We start from the raw sequence: 20,168 nt of genomic DNA, 5'->3' as shown, positions 1-20,168 counted from the left end.
TTAATATGCAACTTTTCTATGATAGTTATATAAATCTTTTGCTTTTCCTGGGCTTTGATTTATATAACTATTTTTTTTTATATATTTTAATGTGGGTATTTAAATAAAAAAATGGCCCTACATATATCTAACGAACTACTGAAAAATATATGTAAGACCATTAATAATTTTAACATTTTTATTAAATTATTATTTATGTTTGTAAAGTAGTTTATTAACATAACTATATAATATAAATAAAATATTACAGATTAACTAAAGAACGATTTTCTTTTTGATAAGAACCAAATAATATAAATAAACCAGGAAATAATCCCCAAATAAGACCATATATACCACAAAATATTTTTGTAAATTTATTTGCTTTTGAATTATATAATCTCATATATAAAAAAATCAAAAAAGGAAATAAGAAAAGAATCAAATAAAATAATAATTCTAAAATAGTTTGGTTAAAAAAAATATTTTTTAATTTATAAAAATATTCTTTTCCAAATATTTTTATATAATAAAATTTAAAATTTGAATAATATAAAATTTTAATTTTTGATGATAAATTTATTAAAAAAGTATAAAAAGTCGTTTGAAAACAAATACAAAACCAACAACCAACTTTAACTAATTTATTTATTTTTTTCATTGTTTTCTTTCCATAAAAAATATTATAATTTATAAATATATTATAACATCAACAAATAATATTAAATTTAAAATATAATTTTAAATACTAATTACAATTAATAAGGAATTTTTTGTTTTTGGTTCTTAACTGGTTCCATTTTTTTGGGGTAGTTTAAAAAGTGAAAAATATTTTGACATTGATGGCTTTCATCCTAAAATTGAAACTGCTCGTGATATCGAAAAATCAATTGACTATATAAAAAAAGATGGAGAATTTATTGAAGAGGGTACCCCTAGACATAAAAAATACGTTCTTCAAAACCAAGAAGAACGTAAACAATTAATCTATGATGAAATAGATATATATTAAAAGATCAATATTATTATAATGATAATTTAACTTTAAGTTAAGTTAAAAAATTTCTTGATAAATTTATAATTAATTTAGATCGTGATTTTTATTTAGAACAAATATACTTAATCAAAAAAATTATAAAAGAAAAGTTCATCAAGAAAATCTTCTGATTGTTTGATGAACTTGAAAAGGAAACCGAAACATTTTTTAGTTTTGATAATTTTAAAGATAACCATAGTACTCAATAAATTATAATGACGATAAAGGAAGAGATGAATGTTATTCATCGTTCTAAATTCATTGTCATTTAGGGTTCTAGTAAACTTAGTAAAAATGAGTTTATTATTAGTTATTTAAATAATCAATGAGTACAATTCAATTATATCAGGGGTTCGTTGGATTTTAACAAAAATAGTTATAATGATATGTTTAAAATATATGTTTATGATGATATAAGTATAAGAGAGATATTAAATAATGTAGTTTTGTTAAAAAATATTATATGTGGTCAAAGAGGATTTATAGTTTATGTTAAATATGCTCTTAAAATAAAATTGTCTCGTAATAACGGCCATAGGTTCCATGAATATATAGAAGATAATTGTATTTTTATCTATGTTTCTAATAAATTATATTAATAAATTTTTATTCCGCGGAATATTAATTTTAATTTATTGATTAAATTTATAATACCTCTAAAATGCATTATTTTGCCCTTTAAATACATTTTAATATTTATATTAATATAAATTTATTATTACAAGTTGATATTCAGCAAGAAGGGAAGATACATTAAGTAATGTATTATTTCCCTTCGTCTCCCTTTTTATTCTTTTTTAGATCTGTGTTTGTGGATTCCGCTTGTTTAATCCTCATATAATTAAAAGTGTCTTTTTTAAGAGAGCTTGGTCGCTTCATCCGCTTGTCAATCCTCACAATATATAAAAACATTAAGTACACCAAAATCGAATGTAAAAAAAGGATTTTTTTATGTGAGATTTTGGGTTTAATGTTATATTGTGAGTTAGGATTGATAAGACGGATAAATGAAGTGACTAAGCTTATTATTTTATATATTAATTTTTATATAATATGAACCAAAACAAAAAGCTATAACAAAAAATAATACTATTAATATTAATAAATTTATTGAATGTTTTTTTCTGTTTTTTGAATCACTTAAATTTAATAATAATTTAAAAAATGTTATAATAATTGCTAATTGTATTGCAAAAAACATAAAAAAACCAAAAGCATCTAATGAATTCATTTTTTATATAATTTTCCTTTCATAATATTTTTAAATATATAAATATTGAAATATTTTAATTATTTATTTTTTTCAATTTATATTTCAATATAAATTGTACTATAAAATAAATAATTAAAATAATTATATAAATCAATTTTTTATTCTTATAAATTATTATTTTGAAATTTAGTTTTTTTATACAAAAAAAATCGCTAGGTATTTCCTTAGGGGGTCCTGCAAACTCTATACTGAAAAGTTATTCTTAGGGACTTTTTTTATTTTATTAGGTATTTCCTTATTTATAAGTGCATGGGCAATAACATTGCTCCATGCACTTATTAGTATTTTCCTAGGTTTTTTATATTCCTTAAATATCCCTAACATTTCAATGTTAGGGACTTTTATATAAATCTTAGGGACTAAGATTAGACTAAGATTAAAATCTTAGTTTTTTTTTTATTATCGTGCTTTTACCGTGAACTATCGGTAAAGGAGTTTCGAGAATAATTTGTTAATTATATGATTAAAAATATTTTTACAAAATGATATAATAATAATAGCATAGTCATTTATTTATCAATAAATCGTTCTATGTTTAAATTAAATATTTTGCATTTAATATGCAACTTTTCTATGATAGTTATATAAATCTTTTGCTTTTCCTGGGCTTTGATTTATATAACTATTTTTTTGTAGAACAATTTAAGAAAAAAAAGTCCCTACATATATCTAACTATCTACTGAAATATATATGTAAGGCCATTAATAATTTTAACATTTTTATTAAATTATTATTTATGTTTGTAAAGTAGTTCGTTAATACAATTATATTGTAACAGAAAATAATAAAGATAAAACTATATAATATAAATAAAATAATCATATAATTGACAAATTATTCTCGAAACTCCTTTACCGATAGTTTCACGGTAAAAGCACGATAATAAAAAAAAACTAAAATTTTAATCTTAGTCTAATCTTAGTCCCTAACATTGAAATGTTAGGGATATTTAAGGAATATAAAAAACCTAGGAAAATACTAATAAGTTCATGGAGCAGCAGCAGCAATGTTATTGCCCATGCGCACGAAAAGTAAGATAATACCTATGAAAATGAAAAAAAAGACTAAGACTTGTTTTTCAAAAATAAGTTTAGAGGGGAAATAATATATTTTAATTTAAATGAAGTGAATAAACTATATTATATTTATAAAACTATAAAAGAAAAATAATTATGCTATATTTAAATGAATTTACAACAAATAAAAAAGATGTTAAATTATTTTTTCATGCTCAAAAAATGTTTAATTCAATTAATAATAATAAAAGTTTCATTAATTTTGAAAAAGAAAAAATTGAAAAAGATTATCAAAATAATTTTTTTTTTAAAAAACTACTGATTTTGGTTTAGGTTGTATTTCTTATTTTACTAATTTATATTTTTGTTGTCTTATTTCATCAATGCAAGATAATAGAATAAAAAAAAATCTTAAAAAAAACAAAAAATAGCTTTTATTCATTATGAATTAAAGGTATTTGGTTATAATTTTTCTAATTCTGATATTATTAGATGATTTTGATGATTTTTATTTTCTTTATAAAACTAACTATAATTTAAAAGATAATAAAGAAAAAGTACAATTTATTAGAGATAAAATAAAAGAACTACCTCAATTTTAATGATTTTAAAAGTTATTTTGATAATGAATATTATTCAAAATTAGAAAATAATAATAAAAAACTAAATTCAATTTATAAAAACATTTGTTTTTAATTATTGGAAAAGATAAAGATAATTTAATTGTTAATAAACCAATTAATATTGAAAGTAAATTAATGGATATTAAAAAAAATATTAGACAATCTAAAAATAATGTTTGTTTTAAAGTTGTTTATAATTTTGCAAATGAAAATAAAATTAGTTGGTTAATTCTTACCTTAGTTCATCACAATCATAATGGTTCTTTATTACAATAAGTTAAATATTTAACCAATATTCAAAAATTAGTTAAAGAATTTATTAATCAATTACGTTATAATTATCAAAAATTAAAAAAACAAAAAATTAATATTTTAAATATTAAAAGATATTTAAAAAAAATTAAATATTTTATAGCTTTCCAATTACAAATTAAAGGTGTTTGGTATTTTCATATTATGTTTAATATTGTTTTATTAAAGATTTTTGGTTTTACTAATAAAATGATGTATCAAAAAAAAGATTTATTATTTAATTCAGAATTTTATGAAAACACAAGGATATTATTATGACCGTGGAGATAAATATAATGTTTAAAATGGTTGGAAAATTTATGAAAATCAAAATTTACAAATATTTTATAAAGATAATGAACAAACAAATAAATTAAAAATTAACGAATGTCAATTAAAAAAAGTGTTATTCATAAAGATATTTCCTTATTATTGTTTAATATGTTAGTAAATATGATGCTAGTTTAAGTGATAAAGAAATTAAAAAAATGATTTTATAAAAGAAAAATTATTTAAATGGTAAACATTTATTTCAATTTTCTTTAAGTTGTTAAAAATTACCTATTACTAAAACTATAAAATATTTACCTTTTGATTTAAAACACCCTCAATACCAATTTAACAGGTTTTGATCTTAGAAATGTTTTAGATTTTAAAAAAAGTAACCCATTTTTTAAATTATTAAGAAATGATATTTTAAGAACAAATAATAAAAAAATTTGTTTTAAAAAGGTAAATTATCTTTTTTTTTATTAAACCATTTTTTATGCCAAAAAATTGTTTAAAAATTATTTTAACAGTAAAAAATATTTTAAGACATGTTTTTTATTAAATAAATGTTTTAATCTTAATAAATTAGAAACTTATAAAAAATTTAGTAATAATTTAGACAAACAAATAAGATACATTCAATTTAATAATTATATTAATCTTTTATATCAATTATTTACTTAATTATATAAATATTAAATATCAAGAAAGGATTTTATTTTTAATTTAATTATCATATATTTTACTCTCTTTTTTAGAGGGTTTTTGTTTTTTTACATTTTTTTGTTACAAAACATTAAAATTAAGTTATGAATATCATCATGTTTGATAATTATTAAAGGCTTTTATTCATCATCTTTAAAAATAGTTTCTTTTGTGATATCTTGATTTTGATCACATTTAATTTCTTGTCTTTTTTTATTATTATAATTATATATATTTATTTTAAAATTTTACCAGTAATTTTTAAAAAAGAATAAAAAAATTTATCAAATAAATTATATTCTTCTAAAATAACAAAATCATTTTGCAATAACCATGTTTTTAAATAATCTAGTTTACTTTGAGTTCCTAATAAAAAATGTTTACTTTTATCAGGTGTTTGTGAAAGAATTTTAATAATGGTGTAAGTTCCCATCCCGCAAATTAAAGCTAAATCAAAATCTTGATCAATCTTGTTAAAACCATTACTTAAATAAAAAGTTACTGGATAATTTTGAAGATTTTTTTGACATTGCAACAAAGGTTTAATCCTGATATCAGAAGCAAGTGCTTTTTTAATATATCCTTTTTGAAAAGCTTTTTTAAGAACCAACCCATGATCAGTGCCGATATCTAAAACAGTACTATAGTTTTTGGTTAAAGAGGCAATAAAGGAAATTCGTTTCATTTATTTATAGTTGTGATATAGACTTTTTAACTTACTTTGTTTTGCAGGAGCTCTTAACCTTCTTAAAGCCTTGGATTCAATTTGACGAATACGTTCGCGAGTAACACCAAATAAATTACCAACTTCTTCTAAAGTATGGGTTTTGCCATCTAAAAGACCATAACGCATTTTAATAATTTGTTCTTCACGATCGGTTAAAGTATTTTCTAAAACTTCATCTAAAAGCTTTTGAGTTACTTCTTTCATCATATATTCATGAGGTGATAAAATATTAGGATCGGAAATGAAATCACCTAAAGAAGTTTCATCTTCATTTTCACGAGCTGGCGATTCTAAGGAAATAGGTTTTTTTTCAATATGTTGAATACTTCTTATTTTTTCAGTCGAAACATCCATTTTCATCGCTATTTCTTCAATTGTTGGTTTTTTCTTTAACTGTTGAGTTAATTTTCTAGTACAAAGAGCCATTTTGTTAATGGTTTCTACAATATGAACTGGAATTCTAATAGTTCTTGCTTGATCGGCAATAGCTCTTGTAATACCTTGGCGAATCCACCAAGTCGCATAAGTAGAAAACTTAAAACCTTTTTGATAATCAAATTTATCAACTGCCCTCATCAAGCCCATATTGCCTTCTTGGATCAAATCAAGAAATAAAATGCCTCTACCAATATAACGTTTAGCAATAGAAACAACTAGACGATAATTAGATTCTACTAAAATATCTTTAGCATATTGAGCTTGTTTGATTTTGTTTTCTAAATCTTGGATTTCTTGTTCTGGCAAAGGGATTTCTTGTATATGAGCTTTAGTCAATTTTTGCTTAGCTTGTTTGCCTAAAAACACTTCAATTGATTTTTTTCTCTCTTCTGTTGCTGAAAGCAAAGGGATGCAACCGATTTCTTTTAAGTACATGCGTACAGAATCATCCATTTTAATATCAGCAGCAACTTTAGTCGTATCTTCTTTGATTAATTGATTGTCGTTATCATCTAGGGTTAAGTTTAAGTCTTCAAGATCTGGTTCAGATTCTAAATTTTCATTTTGAGGATTTTCTGCCAAAACATCAATTAATTTATTATCTTTATTTTCTTTTTGAGAAGTTTCTTTTGATAAAGCAGATGTTGATTTTTGAGAGTTGGTATCAGCGATTGTTTCATCTTCTATCTGTGATTGTAATTGCGATGTTTTAGTGGGTTTGATATTGCTATTATGATCCATATTAGAAGAGTGATTTAAGACTGATGATAGAGGAGTCATAATTTGAATGCCTTGTCTTTTTAACTCTTTTTCTATTTGTTGATATGAAATTTCAAAATTTTCTTGGATTAATAACATTTTAATATCTTCCAAGTTAATTTTTTTAGCAACACCTGCTTTATTATTTAATGTTTTGACAATATCATTAAAATTCATTTATTAAATACCTCTTTTTTAATTTTTTATTCTTGTACAACTTTTATTAACTTAAATATCTTTAAGTTTATTTTCCTCTTGTTTTAATGCTTTTTGTGCATCTCTTAATTTTTCATATTTTTCAAGTCTTATTTGTTGATAATGATTCGCTGAATCATTTGTTTGCAATTGATTTTCAACTGGTAATCCTTGAATGTGATGATTTAATTTTTGAATTTCATTTTTAAGAATATCTTTCTGTTCTTTTAATTCTTGAATTTGCTTCTTTATTTTTAAAATTTGGATGTATTTTTCATATTTTTCTTTAGTAATAGTTACTTGGTTTTTAAAAAAATGATGCTTTTTGATTGTGTGTAACAATTCGTTTGTTTTTAAACGATTGGCTTCATTTTTAAAATATTCCCAAGGAATGGAGGTGGCTTCGGTATTGTTATTATAATAATTTTTAATTTTATTAATAAGATAAATAAATTCGATGTTAGGGTAAATTGATTCTCTATCAAAGGCGTCGTAATTTTTTTCAAAAAAAAATCGATTGTGACAAAATTCAATGACAATATGCATTACTTGATCAAAAAATTGATTATTAGTTTTAGGTTTGCTGGGTTGATTAATATTTGGTTGAAAGCGCGTTAGTAAAGATAAATTAATTGTTAATTGATAATTTTGTTGTAAATACTTTTGATATAATATTTTAGTAGCAAAATTTTGATTTTGAAACAACCCTTTAATTTTATTTTCTATTTGATTTTGATTATTAGCATTAAGTTGTTGACAAATAGCATCAATTTTAACAAGTAAAAAATCTTTAACATGGTGATCTAATAATTGCTGATAGGATTCTTTTCCCTTAGTTTTAATAAATTCATCAGGATCTAAATTATCAGGAAAATGAGCAATTTTAACTTGAAAATTATTTTTTTGTAAGGTGCCAGCAATTTCTAACGCAGCTGTTTTTCCAGCAGCATCGCCATCATATGCAATAATTATTTTTTGAGTTAATTTTGCTAATAATTTAATATGTTTATTAGTTAAATTAGTTCCCATTGTGGCTATAACATTTTTAATGCCTGCTTGAAAAGAAGAGATAACATCAAAAAAACCTTCATGTAAAATGATGGCTTGTTTTTTTTGAATTTCCTTTTGATTTTCAAAATATTGATATAAAATTTCGCTTTTCTTAAAAATAACAGTTTCAGGATTATTTAAATATTTAGGAGTTTGTTCGTCAAAACCGCGGCTAGAAAAAGCTATTATGTAACCGTTGGAATCAGTAATAGGAAAAATTAGTCTATTGCGAAAAAAATCATACCAACGTCCTGTATGTTCATCTTGATTAATTAAACTTAATTTTTTTAAATCTTCAGGATTAAAATTAGATGAATCAATCAAATAACGAGATAAAAGAGAGTTTTTAGGGGCGTATCCTAATTTAAAATGTTCAATAATGGCTGGATTTAAACCTCTTTGTGATAAATATGCCAAAGCTGTTTTATTATGTTTTAATTGATTAACATAAAATTCAGCTGTTTCTTTCATAATATGGTGCAAATGAGCATATTGATGAGTACTTTTGGCATTTAATAAAACCGTTTTAATGCCAAGGCGAGATGCTAATTGAAAAGCAGCTTCGTTAAAAGATAGATTTTTTATTTTTTTGTAAAAAATAATAGGATTACCACCTTTTTTACAAGACATACAAACAGCGATATTTTTTTCAGGAGAAACCGAAAAAGATGGTGTTTTTTCATCATGAAAAGGGCATAAACCTATATAATTTTTCCCAGTTTTTTTTAATTGAACAAATTCTTGAACTAATTCTACTATAGAAGTTTTGTCGTTAATTTTTTTTTTTAATTCTTCTTGCATTCATGTACCGATAAATTAAAAAGCATTTGTTCTGTTACATAATTTTTCACTTGTTCAACAGTCATAATTTGCTGTTTTAAAGTGTCGCGATCTCTTAAAGTAACTGTTTGGTTCCTGATAGTGTCATTGTCAATTGTTATACAAAAGGGAGTTCCTATCATATCTTGTCTCCGATATCTTTTGCCAATACTTTGAGTTTCATCATAACAGACATCAAAATATAAAGATAAATATTTTTCTATTTCTTGAGCTTTAGTTCTATGTTCTTTTTTAATTAAAGGGAGAATAGCGACTTTGTAAGGGGCTAAAAAGGGATGAAAAGTTAAAACTTGTCTTACTTCTTGTTTTGGTGTTATATCTTCGTGATAATTATTGATTAAAAAAGATAAAAATAATCTTTCAATTCCTAAAGAAGGTTCAATAACATAAGGATGGTATCGTTTTTTAGTTGTTTCATCAAAATAAGTCAGATCTTTTTTAGAATAATCTTGATGTTGGCGTAAATCAAAATCAGTTCGTGAAACAATCCCCCAAAGTTCATCAAATCCCCAAGGGAATTTAAATAAAAGATCTGTCGTTTTTTCAGAATAATGACTTAATTTTTCTTTGTGATGATCTTTAAACATTAAATTAGTTGGTTTCATTCCTAAACCAATTACAAATTGATACATAATTTTTTTCCAATAGGAAAACCAATCATTTTGAGTTCCTGGTTGACAAAAAAATTCTAACTCCATTTGTTCAAACTCGCAAGTTCGAAAAATAAAATTACCAGGCGTTACTTCATTACGGAAAACTTTTCCAATTTGACATACTCCAAAAGGAATTTTTTTACGAGTCGTTTTTAAAATATTTTTAAATTGAATAAAAATACCTTGAGCTGTTTCTGGCCTTAAATAAATAGGTTTTGAAGTTTGCAAAATTGTCCCTTGATGAGTTTGAAAAAGCATATTAAATGGTTTGATGGGGGTCCAATTAGCTGTCCCTAAAACTTTATGTTGCACCAAATATTGATGCATTTGTTCATAAGACAAGGTGCTGATATTTAAATTAGGGTTGTGTTCCTCAATTAAATTATCTACCCTAAATCTTTTGTTATTATCTTGATTTTCAGTTAAAGGATCAACAAAGGAATCAAGGTGTCCTGAGGCTTTCCAAACCTTAGAATTCAGCAAAATAGAGCCATCAAGTAATACATTATGATTTTGTTCTTGCACGAATTTTTGTAACCAAGCTTTTTTAATGTTATTTTTTAATAAACTACCTAAAGGGCCATAATCCCAACTATTAGCCAATCCTCCATAAATTTCGCTTCCAGCAAAAACGAAACCAGTTTGTTTAGCCAAAATAATGATTTTTTCTAAAGAATTCATTAACAAAAGCTCCTTCATTTAAGTTTTTGTTTTTTTTTTTTTTTGGTTTAATTTGTGTGACTGACTTTAAGAAAAATGATGTGGTCGTTTTTTCAAAGTTTTAATAGTCAAAACGATTTAATTCTTCTTTTTGATTGCGCCAATTAGGTTTGACTTTAACCCATAAGTTAATATGGGTTTTTAAATTTAGATGTGTATTTAATTCCTTTCTAGCATCAGTTCCTATTTGTTTTAATTTATTACCTTGCGATCCAATTAAAATTTTCTTTTGAGAACTTCTTTCCACTAAAATGATAGCCCATATTTCAATTAAAACTTTTGTTTTTTTTTCTATTTTCTCAATTAAAACAGCGGCTGAATGTGGTATTTCCTCGTGAACATAGTAAAGGATTTTTTCACGAATAATTTCTGATATGAAAAACTCTTTTTTTTGATCAGTTATCATTTCTTTGGGATAATAATGAACTCCTAAAGGAATATTTTGTAAAATAGTACTTTTTAATTTATCAAGATTTTTACCTTTAGTAGCGGATAGGGGAATGACATTTTGAAAAGGAAAATACTTTAAATAACTTAAAATAATATTATCTATTTTATTTTGTTGTTTGAAACAATCAATTTTATTAATAACTAAAAAGATAGCTTTTAAATTATATTTTAACTTGGTAAAAATGGCTTTTAATAAGAATTCTTCCTGAGGTTGATAAAAGGAATCTGTTAAAAATAAGATAACATCAACATCCTTAATGTTTTGAAAAGCAATATGATTCATTTTTTGATTTAATAAATGTTTATATGTGTTAATTCCTGGGGTGTCTAAAAAAATATATTGAGCATCTTGTTCATGGCAAATACCAATAATTTTATTTCTAGTAGTTTGTGGTTTATGGCTTGTAATAGCTATTTTTTGGTTAATTAAAGCATTAAGAAGAGTTGACTTACCAACATTGGGGCGTCCCAAAATAGAAATAAAACCTGATTTAAAATTCATATTTATCCTCAATTTTTTGATGTTTTTTGTTTTTTTTGTGGTAGTTTATGCTTTAATAATGGTGGATCGTGTTAAATTACTTTTTTGTAAAATCTGTTCTTGTAAATCAACCATTTTTTGTAATTCTTCTGGATTGCGATGTTGATACCCTTTGAGATGCAAGAAACCATGAACTGCTAAAAAGGCAATTTCTTTTTCTAAACTATTTCCTAAATTATCGGCTTGTTTTTGAGCTTGTTCCCAACAAATAAAGATATCTCCTAAAGAATTATTTTGTGCTTTGGCTTCTAAATGATGATAATTAGAAATATTATTAGGAAAAGATAAAACATCTGTAATAGTATTTTTTTGGCGATAAAAGAGATTTAACTGTTGCATTGTGTCTGAATTTACAAAAATAAGATGCATTTGGCGAGTTTCTTCAATAGTGAAAAATAATTGAATTAGCAATTGTTGATAAATATCTATGTTAAAAGAAGTTTGGTTATGAATTTTAATTTTCATTGACTAAATCCTACAAGAATAAATGAGTGGTGATTAGCGATTAGTAACTATATATTGATTTAATTAAAACTAATGAATAATATTAATCATATTTGTTAACTATTTTGGGTTTTTGGGGGAGTGAAATATATTTATGTTTTTGATTAATTTTTAATTTTTTCGAAGATTTTCGAAATTTTAAAATTAGAAATTAATAAGTTAACAAGTGTATAAATATTTTAGCTTGATTGATAATGTATGAATATATTTAAAGGAGCAAGTGCTCATAAAAGGTATTAAAATAGGGGTTACACTAAGAAACGACATAATAAAAACAAAAAAGCAACTTTTTTCAAGTAGCCTTTTTTATCCATTCTAACGTTTTTTATTGCGTATGCTTTTTTGACGATTTTTTCTTTGTACACTAGGTTTGATATAATGTTCTTTACGGCGTGCTTCTGCTAAAACACCAGATTTAGAAACTTCACGTTTAAAACGTCTTAATGTTTCTTCAATAGTTTCCCCTTTGCGGAAAAAAGTTTTTGACATTAAATTCCTCCTTTTTCATTCGTATTAATTTTTTTTTAAACACCTAAAAATGTCCAAAAAAATCAAAATAAATATCCAAGCTAATTTCAAACAAAATAACTAATTATATTATATCTTTTTTTTTCTTAATTGTCAATTTTTTTATTCTTTTTGTTAAAATTTGTTCAAAAAAATAACTTTATCAAGAAAATTAAAAAAAATTACATTAACCAAATAATTACAAAAATTAAAAAAAGTATATCATGTTAATTATTTGGTTTTTTTGAAAAAACAAAAGTAATTAATGTGATTATATCAAAAAGTAAAGTTAGCAAAGGTGATAATAATTTACAATTTTAATTGTTCTTTTGTCATTTTGTTTTTTTGCAATAATTGAAAAAAAATACTACATTCTTTAATCATTTCTTTGATAAATTGAGGATTTTCTAATACTTCTTTAGTTTTATGGTTTTGATCATTTTGATATAACAAAAAATAAGCTTTAAAGGGGGAAGAACAATATATTTGAGCTTGAACTTGAGCATAATAATAAATAGGAATTTTGTTGCATTTTAAAAAAGTACGCCAAGTTAATGTGTTTAAAGATATAGGACATTTAATTTCTAATAAACTTTGAGTTTTTTCATCCCAACCATCTAAAGAGGCTGACATAAAATCTTTAATAAAAACCTTAGGTTTAAAATTAAAATTTCTACTTTTATTAAAAAAAGAACGTGCCTTAGGTTCTAAAATACGTCCTTGTTGCATCGCTACATTATCTTGAATTTTAATATCAAAAAGTTTTCTTTGTAATAATTGCTCTTTAGTTTCAAAAGGGTTAAGTTCCATGATAGCTGCTACTTCAGAAGCATTAATATATTTTTTGCGATGTTGATGCCAAGCTAAAGTGTTTTGTTTTAATTCCATATAATCTCATTTTCTTGTTTTTAATTAATCAATAAAATACTAATAAAATTTATTATTTTTAATTTTACTTAACTTAGTATTTTGATTATTTAAGTATTTATAATATAACAAATAAATATTTGTTTGTCAATCAATAATGCTAAATAATAGTAAAAAATAACATAAAACACAAAATATTGAGGAACTGTTTCTAAATCATAACTTTTTATTTAGGTGATATCCTTTGAACTAATTTGCTGTTAGTGTCAAAATATTTAAAAACAATATAAATGTATTTAAAATAAATATTTCCTTGGTGCGCCCTCTTTTTCAGTTTTTCCTGAAAAAAATATCAAAAAAATAAATTATAATTTAAATAGATAATCAATTGTTCCTATTGTTACCCGTTAAGAAAATCTTTAAATTATCAAAGTTATGTAACAAATATGTGAACTTAACAAACTGATAAATTAACATATTTAATAAACATAAAAAAATTATTTTAAAATTAGAATGACTTTAAATACATGTTAATAAATTACCATTGAAAAATCTTTTGTTTATCAATTTCTTTATTAACTCCTAACAAACATACAATTAATTATGTGATTATATATCCCTAATCAATCTCAACTTTATGAAAAAATGTATTAAATATAGTAACATCACCAAATGAAAAACAAATAAAAGAAAGAATTATGACTTGTTTAGTTGATAAATTAGTTGAAAAAGTAATATACAATGGAAAAGTATATGATGATACTAATGCTATAATGATTTCATTAAAGTTCAAAAATATGCAAAACAGTGATAAAAATAATATCACTCTGATATTAATTATCAAGTTATTATTGAGGAATGTTTTTCCTAAGTTTTAGAAATATTAAAAAAGCATAAAAACTTATTAAATCAAATTATCAAAGAATTAAAAAAGCCAAAAACTTTAATTCGTTTGCAAATAGAAGTGTTAAGACAAGATGAAATATTTGATATGTTTCCAGTTATTGCATAAAAAAGATTTAAAACAAAAGAAGTTAATCAAAGCTTCTTTTTTTATTATAATATATTGGATTGATATTTGATTGTTTATTATCTTAATTTCTATTTTATTTGTATTTTTAAAGATATCCTATTATTATTTTTTCGATTACTAATGTTGTTGTCATTTATGATTGGAATCACAGGTGATTTAGATAAATTATTTAATGTAGAAGGGATAAAGGCAAATAGTGCTTTAATATTTAATTTTTCTAAGTGTTTTAATGCATTGTGTAAAGTAATTCTTGAAAAAATAGGTAATTTATATTCTTGAGGATTACGTATGTCATGTTTATTAATAATAATTTGATATATTAATTTTATTTTTTTATTTTTGATGAAATCTATTATTTTATTAATTTTTTGAGAACTTACTTGATTTAAATTTAATACTCTTTTTAATTGTTGAATTAAATCTTCTTGCAAACTTTTATCTTGATTAGTTATCAATTCTATAGAAACTATACCTTGATTAAATAAATGACTCATAGCTTTAGATGTTGATGTATCTTCATATTTTTTAACATGATGCATAATAATACCATCTGGAATTAATTCTAAGATATCACAAACTTCAAAAGGTGTTTCCTTTTGGGGATGAATTAAGTGAGCATCTAACAAAATAAAGTTTTTATTTCTTCGAGATGCAAATTCATTATATTTTGATTCTTTACGTTTACATTTAACATCATTATATTCAGGAAGTTTTGATGTTTCTTTATGCTCTTTTAGATATTGATTAATTTTTTCAATATAATTAGTATTAACATCAATATAATTATCATCGTGACTGTTAGTTTTATTTTTTATATGAACTATTGATAAACATCCAAAAATTACAATATTTAACAAAATGATAAAAATATGACTACTTATAATAATTCTTTTTTTATTTTTCTTAATAAATTTGATTAACATAATTTTTCTTTCTTTTTTTTTAAATTGTATTGTTAATAAATAATTTTATTTTCAATAAATAATATTTACTAATAATGTAAAATAAAAAAACAAATAAAATAATTAAAAATATTTTTATTTAAGTTATTTCCTTGTAGTACTTTCTGATACTATTTGTGTCTTTAACTTATACAAAAAAACGAAAAACAAAACAATACAATTGCAAGTTATTCAGCAAATAGGTACGCCAACTGATAATACATGTATGGAATCATTTTGGGCAAATATGAAGTGTGAAAATATCCATTATGAAAAAATGCAAAATCTTAATGAATTTCAAGTTAAAGAAATTATTAAAACAAATGCCCTCAATTAAGGAGGGCAATTTGTGTTGGCTTTTTATTCTTACTGGTTAAAAAATTGTTTACATTAAATAAATAAAATATATATAAAATACATTATTTTGTTCCTATATGATGTTTTAAAAAATAAAATTAGAAGTTTTATATACTATTAATTAAAAATATAAAACTATTTAAAGGGAAATATTTTGATTATTTATTTTTTTATTAGTAAATTTATTTTCTTGATCTTTGTTTTTTTTAGATAATTACATTGAATATGTTTTGTGATATTGTAGTTAAGCAATGAAGAAGTATTGTATTCTTTAATGGAATTAATTGTTTGGCTTTCCTTTTGATATGAAGTGGTTATTGGTTGTGTTCCTAAATCTACCAGTAACATCACTTCTTGTTTTTGTATCAGAAAAATAGCTGATTGAAAGGAGTCCTTGTTGTAGTTTCTTCATTTAGTAATATATTACTTTGATTCATTGGCATATTTGTTCCTTTGTTAATAGGAACTAAATTTCTTGTAATTTCAATAGAATGATTACCCCATTTGTCCATGTTACTTTGATCACGATGAAGTCACTCTATCTGTTGGTAGTTCTTGAGTCAAAATAATTGATTAAGGATTTGATATAGGATTTATTATTAATGAATCATCTGATGTATCATGTGAATAATTTGAATTATTTAAATAATTTGAAAAAGAAAATAGTTGATTTAATTAACTTATTTTTTTTATTAAAATTAAAATCAATATGATAAATAGCATAAATACATAATGTTAGTATTATTAAGATTACAGTTATCATAATTATTTTTTTGTTTTTGTTAATATTTGCTTTAACCTTTTGATTCATTTTTTCATTCTTCTCTCAATTTCCATATTTTTTATATAATTTTTATTATATTTATATTGTACTCTTTTTTTTGTTTTTTGCAAGTAATATTCTTTTTTATATATTTTTTATAATGTACTTTGTGACTTTGAAAATATTTGGGAGTATTTTTTATTTTTTTCACTATTTTCAAATATTTATTAAATTTATTAATATTAAAATATATTTTTAATCAAAAAAAACATTATAATATTTATTGGTTGATGAATTAACTATTTGGGAATCAGTTTTTTTCATTTTGTTCAATTATTTATTTTCCCCTTTATTTTTTTTATTTTGTATTAATTACTTTTTACCTATTTTTCTATTTTATTTTATTTACCCATATTAAATTTATGTACCAAATCTTAATTGAAAAAGGAGTTTTTTATGCCATTTATTGATAAAATTATGGCTCGTGAAGTTTTAGATTCTAGAGGAAATCCAACTGTTGAAGTAGAAGTATATACAGAAGGAGGCAGCACAGGAAGAGCCATTGTTCCTTCAGGTGCTTCCACTGGTGAACATGAAGCTGTTGAATTAAGAGACGGCGATGCTCAAAGATTCTTAGGCAAAGGTGTGAAAAAAGCTGTTACTAATGTCATGGAAATTATTTCTCAAGAATTAGAAGGTTATCCCGTAATTGAACAAAATATGATTGATGCTAAATTAATTGAACTTGATGGAACCCCTAATAAATCAAAATTAGGAGCTAATGCTATTTTAGGTGTTTCTTTGGCTTGTGCTAAAGCAGCAGCTAATTATTATAATTTAGAACTTTATGAATATATCGGCGGAAAACAACCAAAGCAAATGCCAGTTCCAATGATGAATATTATTAACGGTGGAGCTCATGCTTCTAATAGTGTTGATTTCCAAGAATTTATGATTTTACCAACAGGAGCACCTAATTTTAAAGAAGCTTTACGTTATGGTGCTGAAGTTTTTCATCATTTAGCTAAAATTTTAAAAAGTAAAAAGATGCCAACTACAGTAGGAGACGAAGGCGGATATGCTCCTGATTTGAATTCTAATGAAGAGGCTTTACAAATCATTATTGAAGCTATTAAAAGCGCTGGTTATGTTCCTGGTAAAGATATTTTTTTAGGAATGGATGTAGCTGCCTCAGAATTTTATAATAAAAATACTAAAAAATATGTTTTAGCTTCTGAAAATAATAAAGTTTTAAGTAGCCAAGAATTAATTAGTTATTATGAAAGTTTAGTGGTTAAATATCCAATTATTTCTATTGAAGATGGTTTAGATGAAAATGATTGGGATGGCTGGAAAGTTTTAACAACAAAATTAGGACACAAAATTCAATTAGTAGGTGATGATTTGTTTGTGACTAACATCCAAAAAGTATCTCAAGGAATTAAACAACAAATAGCTAATTCAGTCTTAATTAAATTAAATCAAATAGGAACTTTAACAGAAACCTTAGAAACTATTGAAATGGCTAAAAAAGCATCTTATACAGCTGTTATTTCTCATCGTAGTGGTGAAACCGAAGATACTACTATTGCTGATTTAGCTGTTGCTACTAATGCTGGTCAAATTAAAACTGGTTCTTGTTCCCGTACTGATCGCATTGCTAAATATAATCAATTATTAAGAATCGAAGAACAAATGGCAAATGCTCCTTATTTAGGTTTAGAAGCTTTTTATAATTTAAAAAAATAATATTTTATTTACCTTAATTCACTATTAACCCTTAACCTATAACAATTAACAATTATAAAAAGCATTATCAAGGTTATTATCTTCCTTTTGCTTGTTTTTCAATAATTTAATAGCCTTTGGGAAAAAATATAAATTAAATTATATGGAATAAAATGGAATAAATTAAGGAGTTTTCATACAGATGAACCTTCCAACAAAATTTGTCAGTCTTATTATTTTAGATGGTTTAGGGCTATCTCAAAAAAAAGAAAATAATGCTTTTCATTTGGCCAAAACCCCTTATTTAGATTATCTTTTCAAACATTATCCTAATACTACTTTAAAAGCTTCTGGTGAAGCAGTTGGCTTGCCTGAAGGACAAATGGGTAATAGCGAAGTAGGACATCTTAATTTAGGCGCCGGTAGAATTGTTTATCAATCCTTAACTCAAATTAATAAATCTATTAAAGATCAATCTTTTTTCCAAAATCAAGCTTTTTTACAAGCCATCGAACATGTTAAAAAAAACAACAGTAAACTTCATCTTTTAGGTTTAATTTCTGATGGTGGGATCCATTCTCATTTAAATCATTTTAAAGCTTTATTTGATTTATCAAAACAACGTGGTTTAGAACAAAAAACATATTTACATGCTTTTACTGATGGTAGAGACACCTCGCCTCATTCAGGGTTAAATTATTTAAAAGAATGCCTTGATTATGGATTTCAAATAGCATCAGTTTCAGGTAGATATTATGCTTTAGATCGCGATAATAATTGGGACCGCCTAAACTTAGTTTATAATATGTTAACTTCCCAAAAAGCCCCTTGTTTTTCTAATCTTTTAAAAAAAATCCAAAGTTGTTATCAAAAAGAGATTACAGATGAATTCATTAAACCTTTTATTGTTTTACCTCATGGTTTAATTGATGATAATGATGCCATTATTTTCGTCAACTTCCGTCCTGATCGAGCTATGCGTTTAGCAACTGCTTTATCAAATCCTCTGTTAACTTCTTCTTTCTGTTCGCCACAAAAAACTAATTTTACTGGTGACAAAGTGATTCATAATCTTTTTTTAGTCACTATGACTCAATATAATAAATATGTTAAAGGCATAGTAGCTTTTGAAAAAGAAGTTTTAAACAATATTTTTGGTGAAGTAATTGCAAATTCAGGATTAAACCAATTAAGAGTAACTGAAACTGAAAAATATCCCCATGTTACTTTCTTTTTTGATGGTGGCCAAGAACTATCACTTGCTAATGCAGATAGAGCATTAATTTCTTCCCCTCATGTTGCCACTTATGACTTAAAACCAGAAATGAGTGCTTTTGAAATTAAAAATTGTGCTAAAAAAGCTATTTTATCACGTAAATATCAAACTTTAATTCTTAATTTTGCTAACCCTGATATGGTAGGACACACTGGCAGTCTTGAGGCAACTGTTAAAGCTATTGAAGCAGTTGACACTTGTTTACAAGAACTTGTTAATACTATTTTATCTATTGACGGCAAAGCATGTATTTTAGCTGATCACGGAAATGCAGAACAAATGACGGATGACGAGGGGAATCCTCATACAGCTCATACTACCAATTTAGTCCCATTAATTGTAACAGATCAAACAATTACTTTAAAACAAGGTTCTTTGTGTGATGTAGCACCTACTTTATTAGCGTTGTTAAACATCAACAAACCCCAAGAAATGACAGGTCAAAGTTTAATTGTTAAAAAATAATAAGTTGTGTTAATCATTTTTAACATTTGATATAAGTTGGTAAATACCAAACAATATATCAATAACTTGCAACCACTAAATTTATTGATAGTTCAAAGTTATGAAGAAAATAAAGTAATAAAAAACAAGAAGAAAATCAAAAAATACAAAAAATAAATAA

Annotated in this window: 16 protein-coding genes; 6 read left to right on the top strand and 10 right to left on the bottom strand. The window is 23.9% G+C overall.

The window, feature by feature from the left end; genetic code table 11:
• The first annotated feature begins 1,401 nt into the window (after positions 1–1,401).
• From J8J04_RS00640 to J8J04_RS00630, 3 genes are all read left to right on the top strand, one after another.
• Positions 1,402–1,614, top strand: coding sequence for a hypothetical protein (locus tag J8J04_RS00640; RefSeq protein WP_212330887.1), 213 nt, complete (start codon positions 1,402–1,404; stop codon positions 1,612–1,614).
• 1,847 nt (positions 1,615–3,461) lie between these two features.
• A complete protein-coding gene (locus tag J8J04_RS00635) occupies positions 3,462–3,638 on the top strand; it encodes a hypothetical protein (protein WP_212330884.1) in 177 nt (58 codons plus the stop codon).
• Between the two features lie 425 nt (positions 3,639–4,063).
• Positions 4,064–4,204: a hypothetical protein gene (locus J8J04_RS00630; RefSeq protein ID WP_212330881.1), complete on the top strand. Its 141-nt coding sequence runs from the start codon at positions 4,064–4,066 to the stop codon at positions 4,202–4,204.
• 1,225 nt (positions 4,205–5,429) lie between these two features.
• Here J8J04_RS00630 and J8J04_RS00625 read toward each other — a convergent pair.
• From J8J04_RS00625 to J8J04_RS00585, 9 genes are all read right to left on the bottom strand, one after another.
• Positions 5,430–5,879: a class I SAM-dependent methyltransferase gene (locus J8J04_RS00625; protein WP_212330878.1), complete on the bottom strand. Its 450-nt coding sequence runs from the start codon at positions 5,877–5,879 to the stop codon at positions 5,430–5,432.
• Positions 5,880–7,100, bottom strand: a complete 1,221-nt coding sequence (rpoD, locus tag J8J04_RS00620) for an RNA polymerase sigma factor RpoD (protein WP_425305781.1) — start codon at positions 7,098–7,100, stop codon at positions 5,880–5,882.
• A gap of 246 nt (positions 7,101–7,346) precedes the next feature.
• Positions 7,347–9,164: a DNA primase gene (gene dnaG, locus J8J04_RS00615; protein WP_212330872.1), complete on the bottom strand. Its 1,818-nt coding sequence runs from the start codon at positions 9,162–9,164 to the stop codon at positions 7,347–7,349.
• Positions 9,149–10,537 (bottom strand): glycine--tRNA ligase, encoded by a 1,389-nt coding sequence (locus tag J8J04_RS00610; RefSeq protein WP_212330869.1) that lies wholly within the window; start codon positions 10,535–10,537, stop codon positions 9,149–9,151. The genes dnaG and J8J04_RS00610 overlap by 16 nt, the downstream gene beginning before the upstream one ends.
• Before the next feature lie 100 nt (positions 10,538–10,637).
• Positions 10,638–11,528, bottom strand: coding sequence for a GTPase Era (gene era / locus J8J04_RS00605; protein ID WP_212330866.1), 891 nt, complete (start codon positions 11,526–11,528; stop codon positions 10,638–10,640).
• A gap of 45 nt (positions 11,529–11,573) precedes the next feature.
• Positions 11,574–12,032, bottom strand: a complete 459-nt coding sequence (ybeY, locus tag J8J04_RS00600) for an rRNA maturation RNase YbeY (RefSeq protein WP_212330863.1) — start codon at positions 12,030–12,032, stop codon at positions 11,574–11,576.
• A gap of 354 nt (positions 12,033–12,386) precedes the next feature.
• On the bottom strand, positions 12,387–12,560 hold the full coding sequence (rpsU, locus tag J8J04_RS00595) for a 30S ribosomal protein S21 (RefSeq protein WP_203552388.1): 174 nt from the start codon (positions 12,558–12,560) through the stop codon (positions 12,387–12,389).
• Between the two features lie 327 nt (positions 12,561–12,887).
• Positions 12,888–13,466: a lambda-exonuclease family protein gene (locus tag J8J04_RS00590; RefSeq protein WP_212330860.1), complete on the bottom strand. Its 579-nt coding sequence runs from the start codon at positions 13,464–13,466 to the stop codon at positions 12,888–12,890.
• A 1,080-nt stretch (positions 13,467–14,546) separates the two neighbouring features.
• Entirely contained in the window at positions 14,547–15,401 is an 855-nt protein-coding gene (locus J8J04_RS00585; RefSeq protein WP_212330856.1) for a TIGR04141 family sporadically distributed protein, read from the bottom strand.
• Between the two features lie 199 nt (positions 15,402–15,600).
• Between J8J04_RS00585 and J8J04_RS00580 the strand changes: the two genes are divergently transcribed.
• Positions 15,601–15,756 (top strand): hypothetical protein, encoded by a 156-nt coding sequence (locus tag J8J04_RS00580; protein WP_212330853.1) that lies wholly within the window; start codon positions 15,601–15,603, stop codon positions 15,754–15,756.
• A 385-nt stretch (positions 15,757–16,141) separates the two neighbouring features.
• Here J8J04_RS00580 and J8J04_RS00575 read toward each other — a convergent pair whose 3' ends face one another.
• Positions 16,142–16,288, bottom strand: coding sequence for a hypothetical protein (locus J8J04_RS00575; protein WP_212330850.1), 147 nt, complete (start codon positions 16,286–16,288; stop codon positions 16,142–16,144).
• Between the two features lie 707 nt (positions 16,289–16,995).
• Here J8J04_RS00575 and eno point away from each other — a divergent pair.
• Both eno and gpmI read left to right on the top strand, forming a co-directional pair.
• Positions 16,996–18,288 (top strand): phosphopyruvate hydratase, encoded by a 1,293-nt coding sequence (eno, locus tag J8J04_RS00570; RefSeq protein WP_212330846.1) that lies wholly within the window; start codon positions 16,996–16,998, stop codon positions 18,286–18,288.
• Positions 18,289–18,469: 181 nt separating this feature from the next.
• Positions 18,470–20,008, top strand: a complete 1,539-nt coding sequence (gene gpmI, locus J8J04_RS00565; RefSeq protein WP_212330843.1) for a 2,3-bisphosphoglycerate-independent phosphoglycerate mutase — start codon at positions 18,470–18,472, stop codon at positions 20,006–20,008.
• Positions 20,009–20,168 lie beyond the last annotated feature (160 nt).

The organism is 'Fragaria x ananassa' phyllody phytoplasma, from assembly GCF_018274325.1.
Taxonomy (GTDB): domain Bacteria; phylum Bacillota_I; class Bacilli_A; order Acholeplasmatales; family Acholeplasmataceae; genus Phytoplasma.
This window is presented reverse-complemented; position numbering and strand designations above follow the sequence as displayed.

Coding starts and splice junctions, on each gene's coding strand:
- J8J04_RS00640 (WP_212330887.1), top strand. CDS start 1,402: ATGTTTAAAATATATGTTTATGATGATATAAGTATAAGAGAGATATTA.
- J8J04_RS00635 (WP_212330884.1), top strand. CDS start 3,462: ATGCTATATTTAAATGAATTTACAACAAATAAAAAAGATGTTAAATTA.
- J8J04_RS00630 (WP_212330881.1), top strand. CDS start 4,064: ATGGATATTAAAAAAAATATTAGACAATCTAAAAATAATGTTTGTTTT.
- J8J04_RS00625 (WP_212330878.1), bottom strand. CDS start 5,879: ATGAAACGAATTTCCTTTATTGCCTCTTTAACCAAAAACTATAGTACT.
- rpoD (WP_425305781.1), bottom strand. CDS start 7,100: ATGGATCATAATAGCAATATCAAACCCACTAAAACATCGCAATTACAA.
- dnaG (WP_212330872.1), bottom strand. CDS start 9,164: ATGCAAGAAGAATTAAAAAAAAAAATTAACGACAAAACTTCTATAGTA.
- J8J04_RS00610 (WP_212330869.1), bottom strand. CDS start 10,537: ATGAATTCTTTAGAAAAAATCATTATTTTGGCTAAACAAACTGGTTTC.
- era (WP_212330866.1), bottom strand. CDS start 11,528: ATGAATTTTAAATCAGGTTTTATTTCTATTTTGGGACGCCCCAATGTT.
- ybeY (WP_212330863.1), bottom strand. CDS start 12,032: ATGAAAATTAAAATTCATAACCAAACTTCTTTTAACATAGATATTTAT.
- rpsU (WP_203552388.1), bottom strand. CDS start 12,560: ATGTCAAAAACTTTTTTCCGCAAAGGGGAAACTATTGAAGAAACATTA.
- J8J04_RS00590 (WP_212330860.1), bottom strand. CDS start 13,466: ATGGAATTAAAACAAAACACTTTAGCTTGGCATCAACATCGCAAAAAA.
- J8J04_RS00585 (WP_212330856.1), bottom strand. CDS start 15,401: ATGTTAATCAAATTTATTAAGAAAAATAAAAAAAGAATTATTATAAGT.
- J8J04_RS00575 (WP_212330850.1), bottom strand. CDS start 16,288: ATGGACAAATGGGGTAATCATTCTATTGAAATTACAAGAAATTTAGTT.
- eno (WP_212330846.1), top strand. CDS start 16,996: ATGCCATTTATTGATAAAATTATGGCTCGTGAAGTTTTAGATTCTAGA.
- gpmI (WP_212330843.1), top strand. CDS start 18,470: ATGAACCTTCCAACAAAATTTGTCAGTCTTATTATTTTAGATGGTTTA.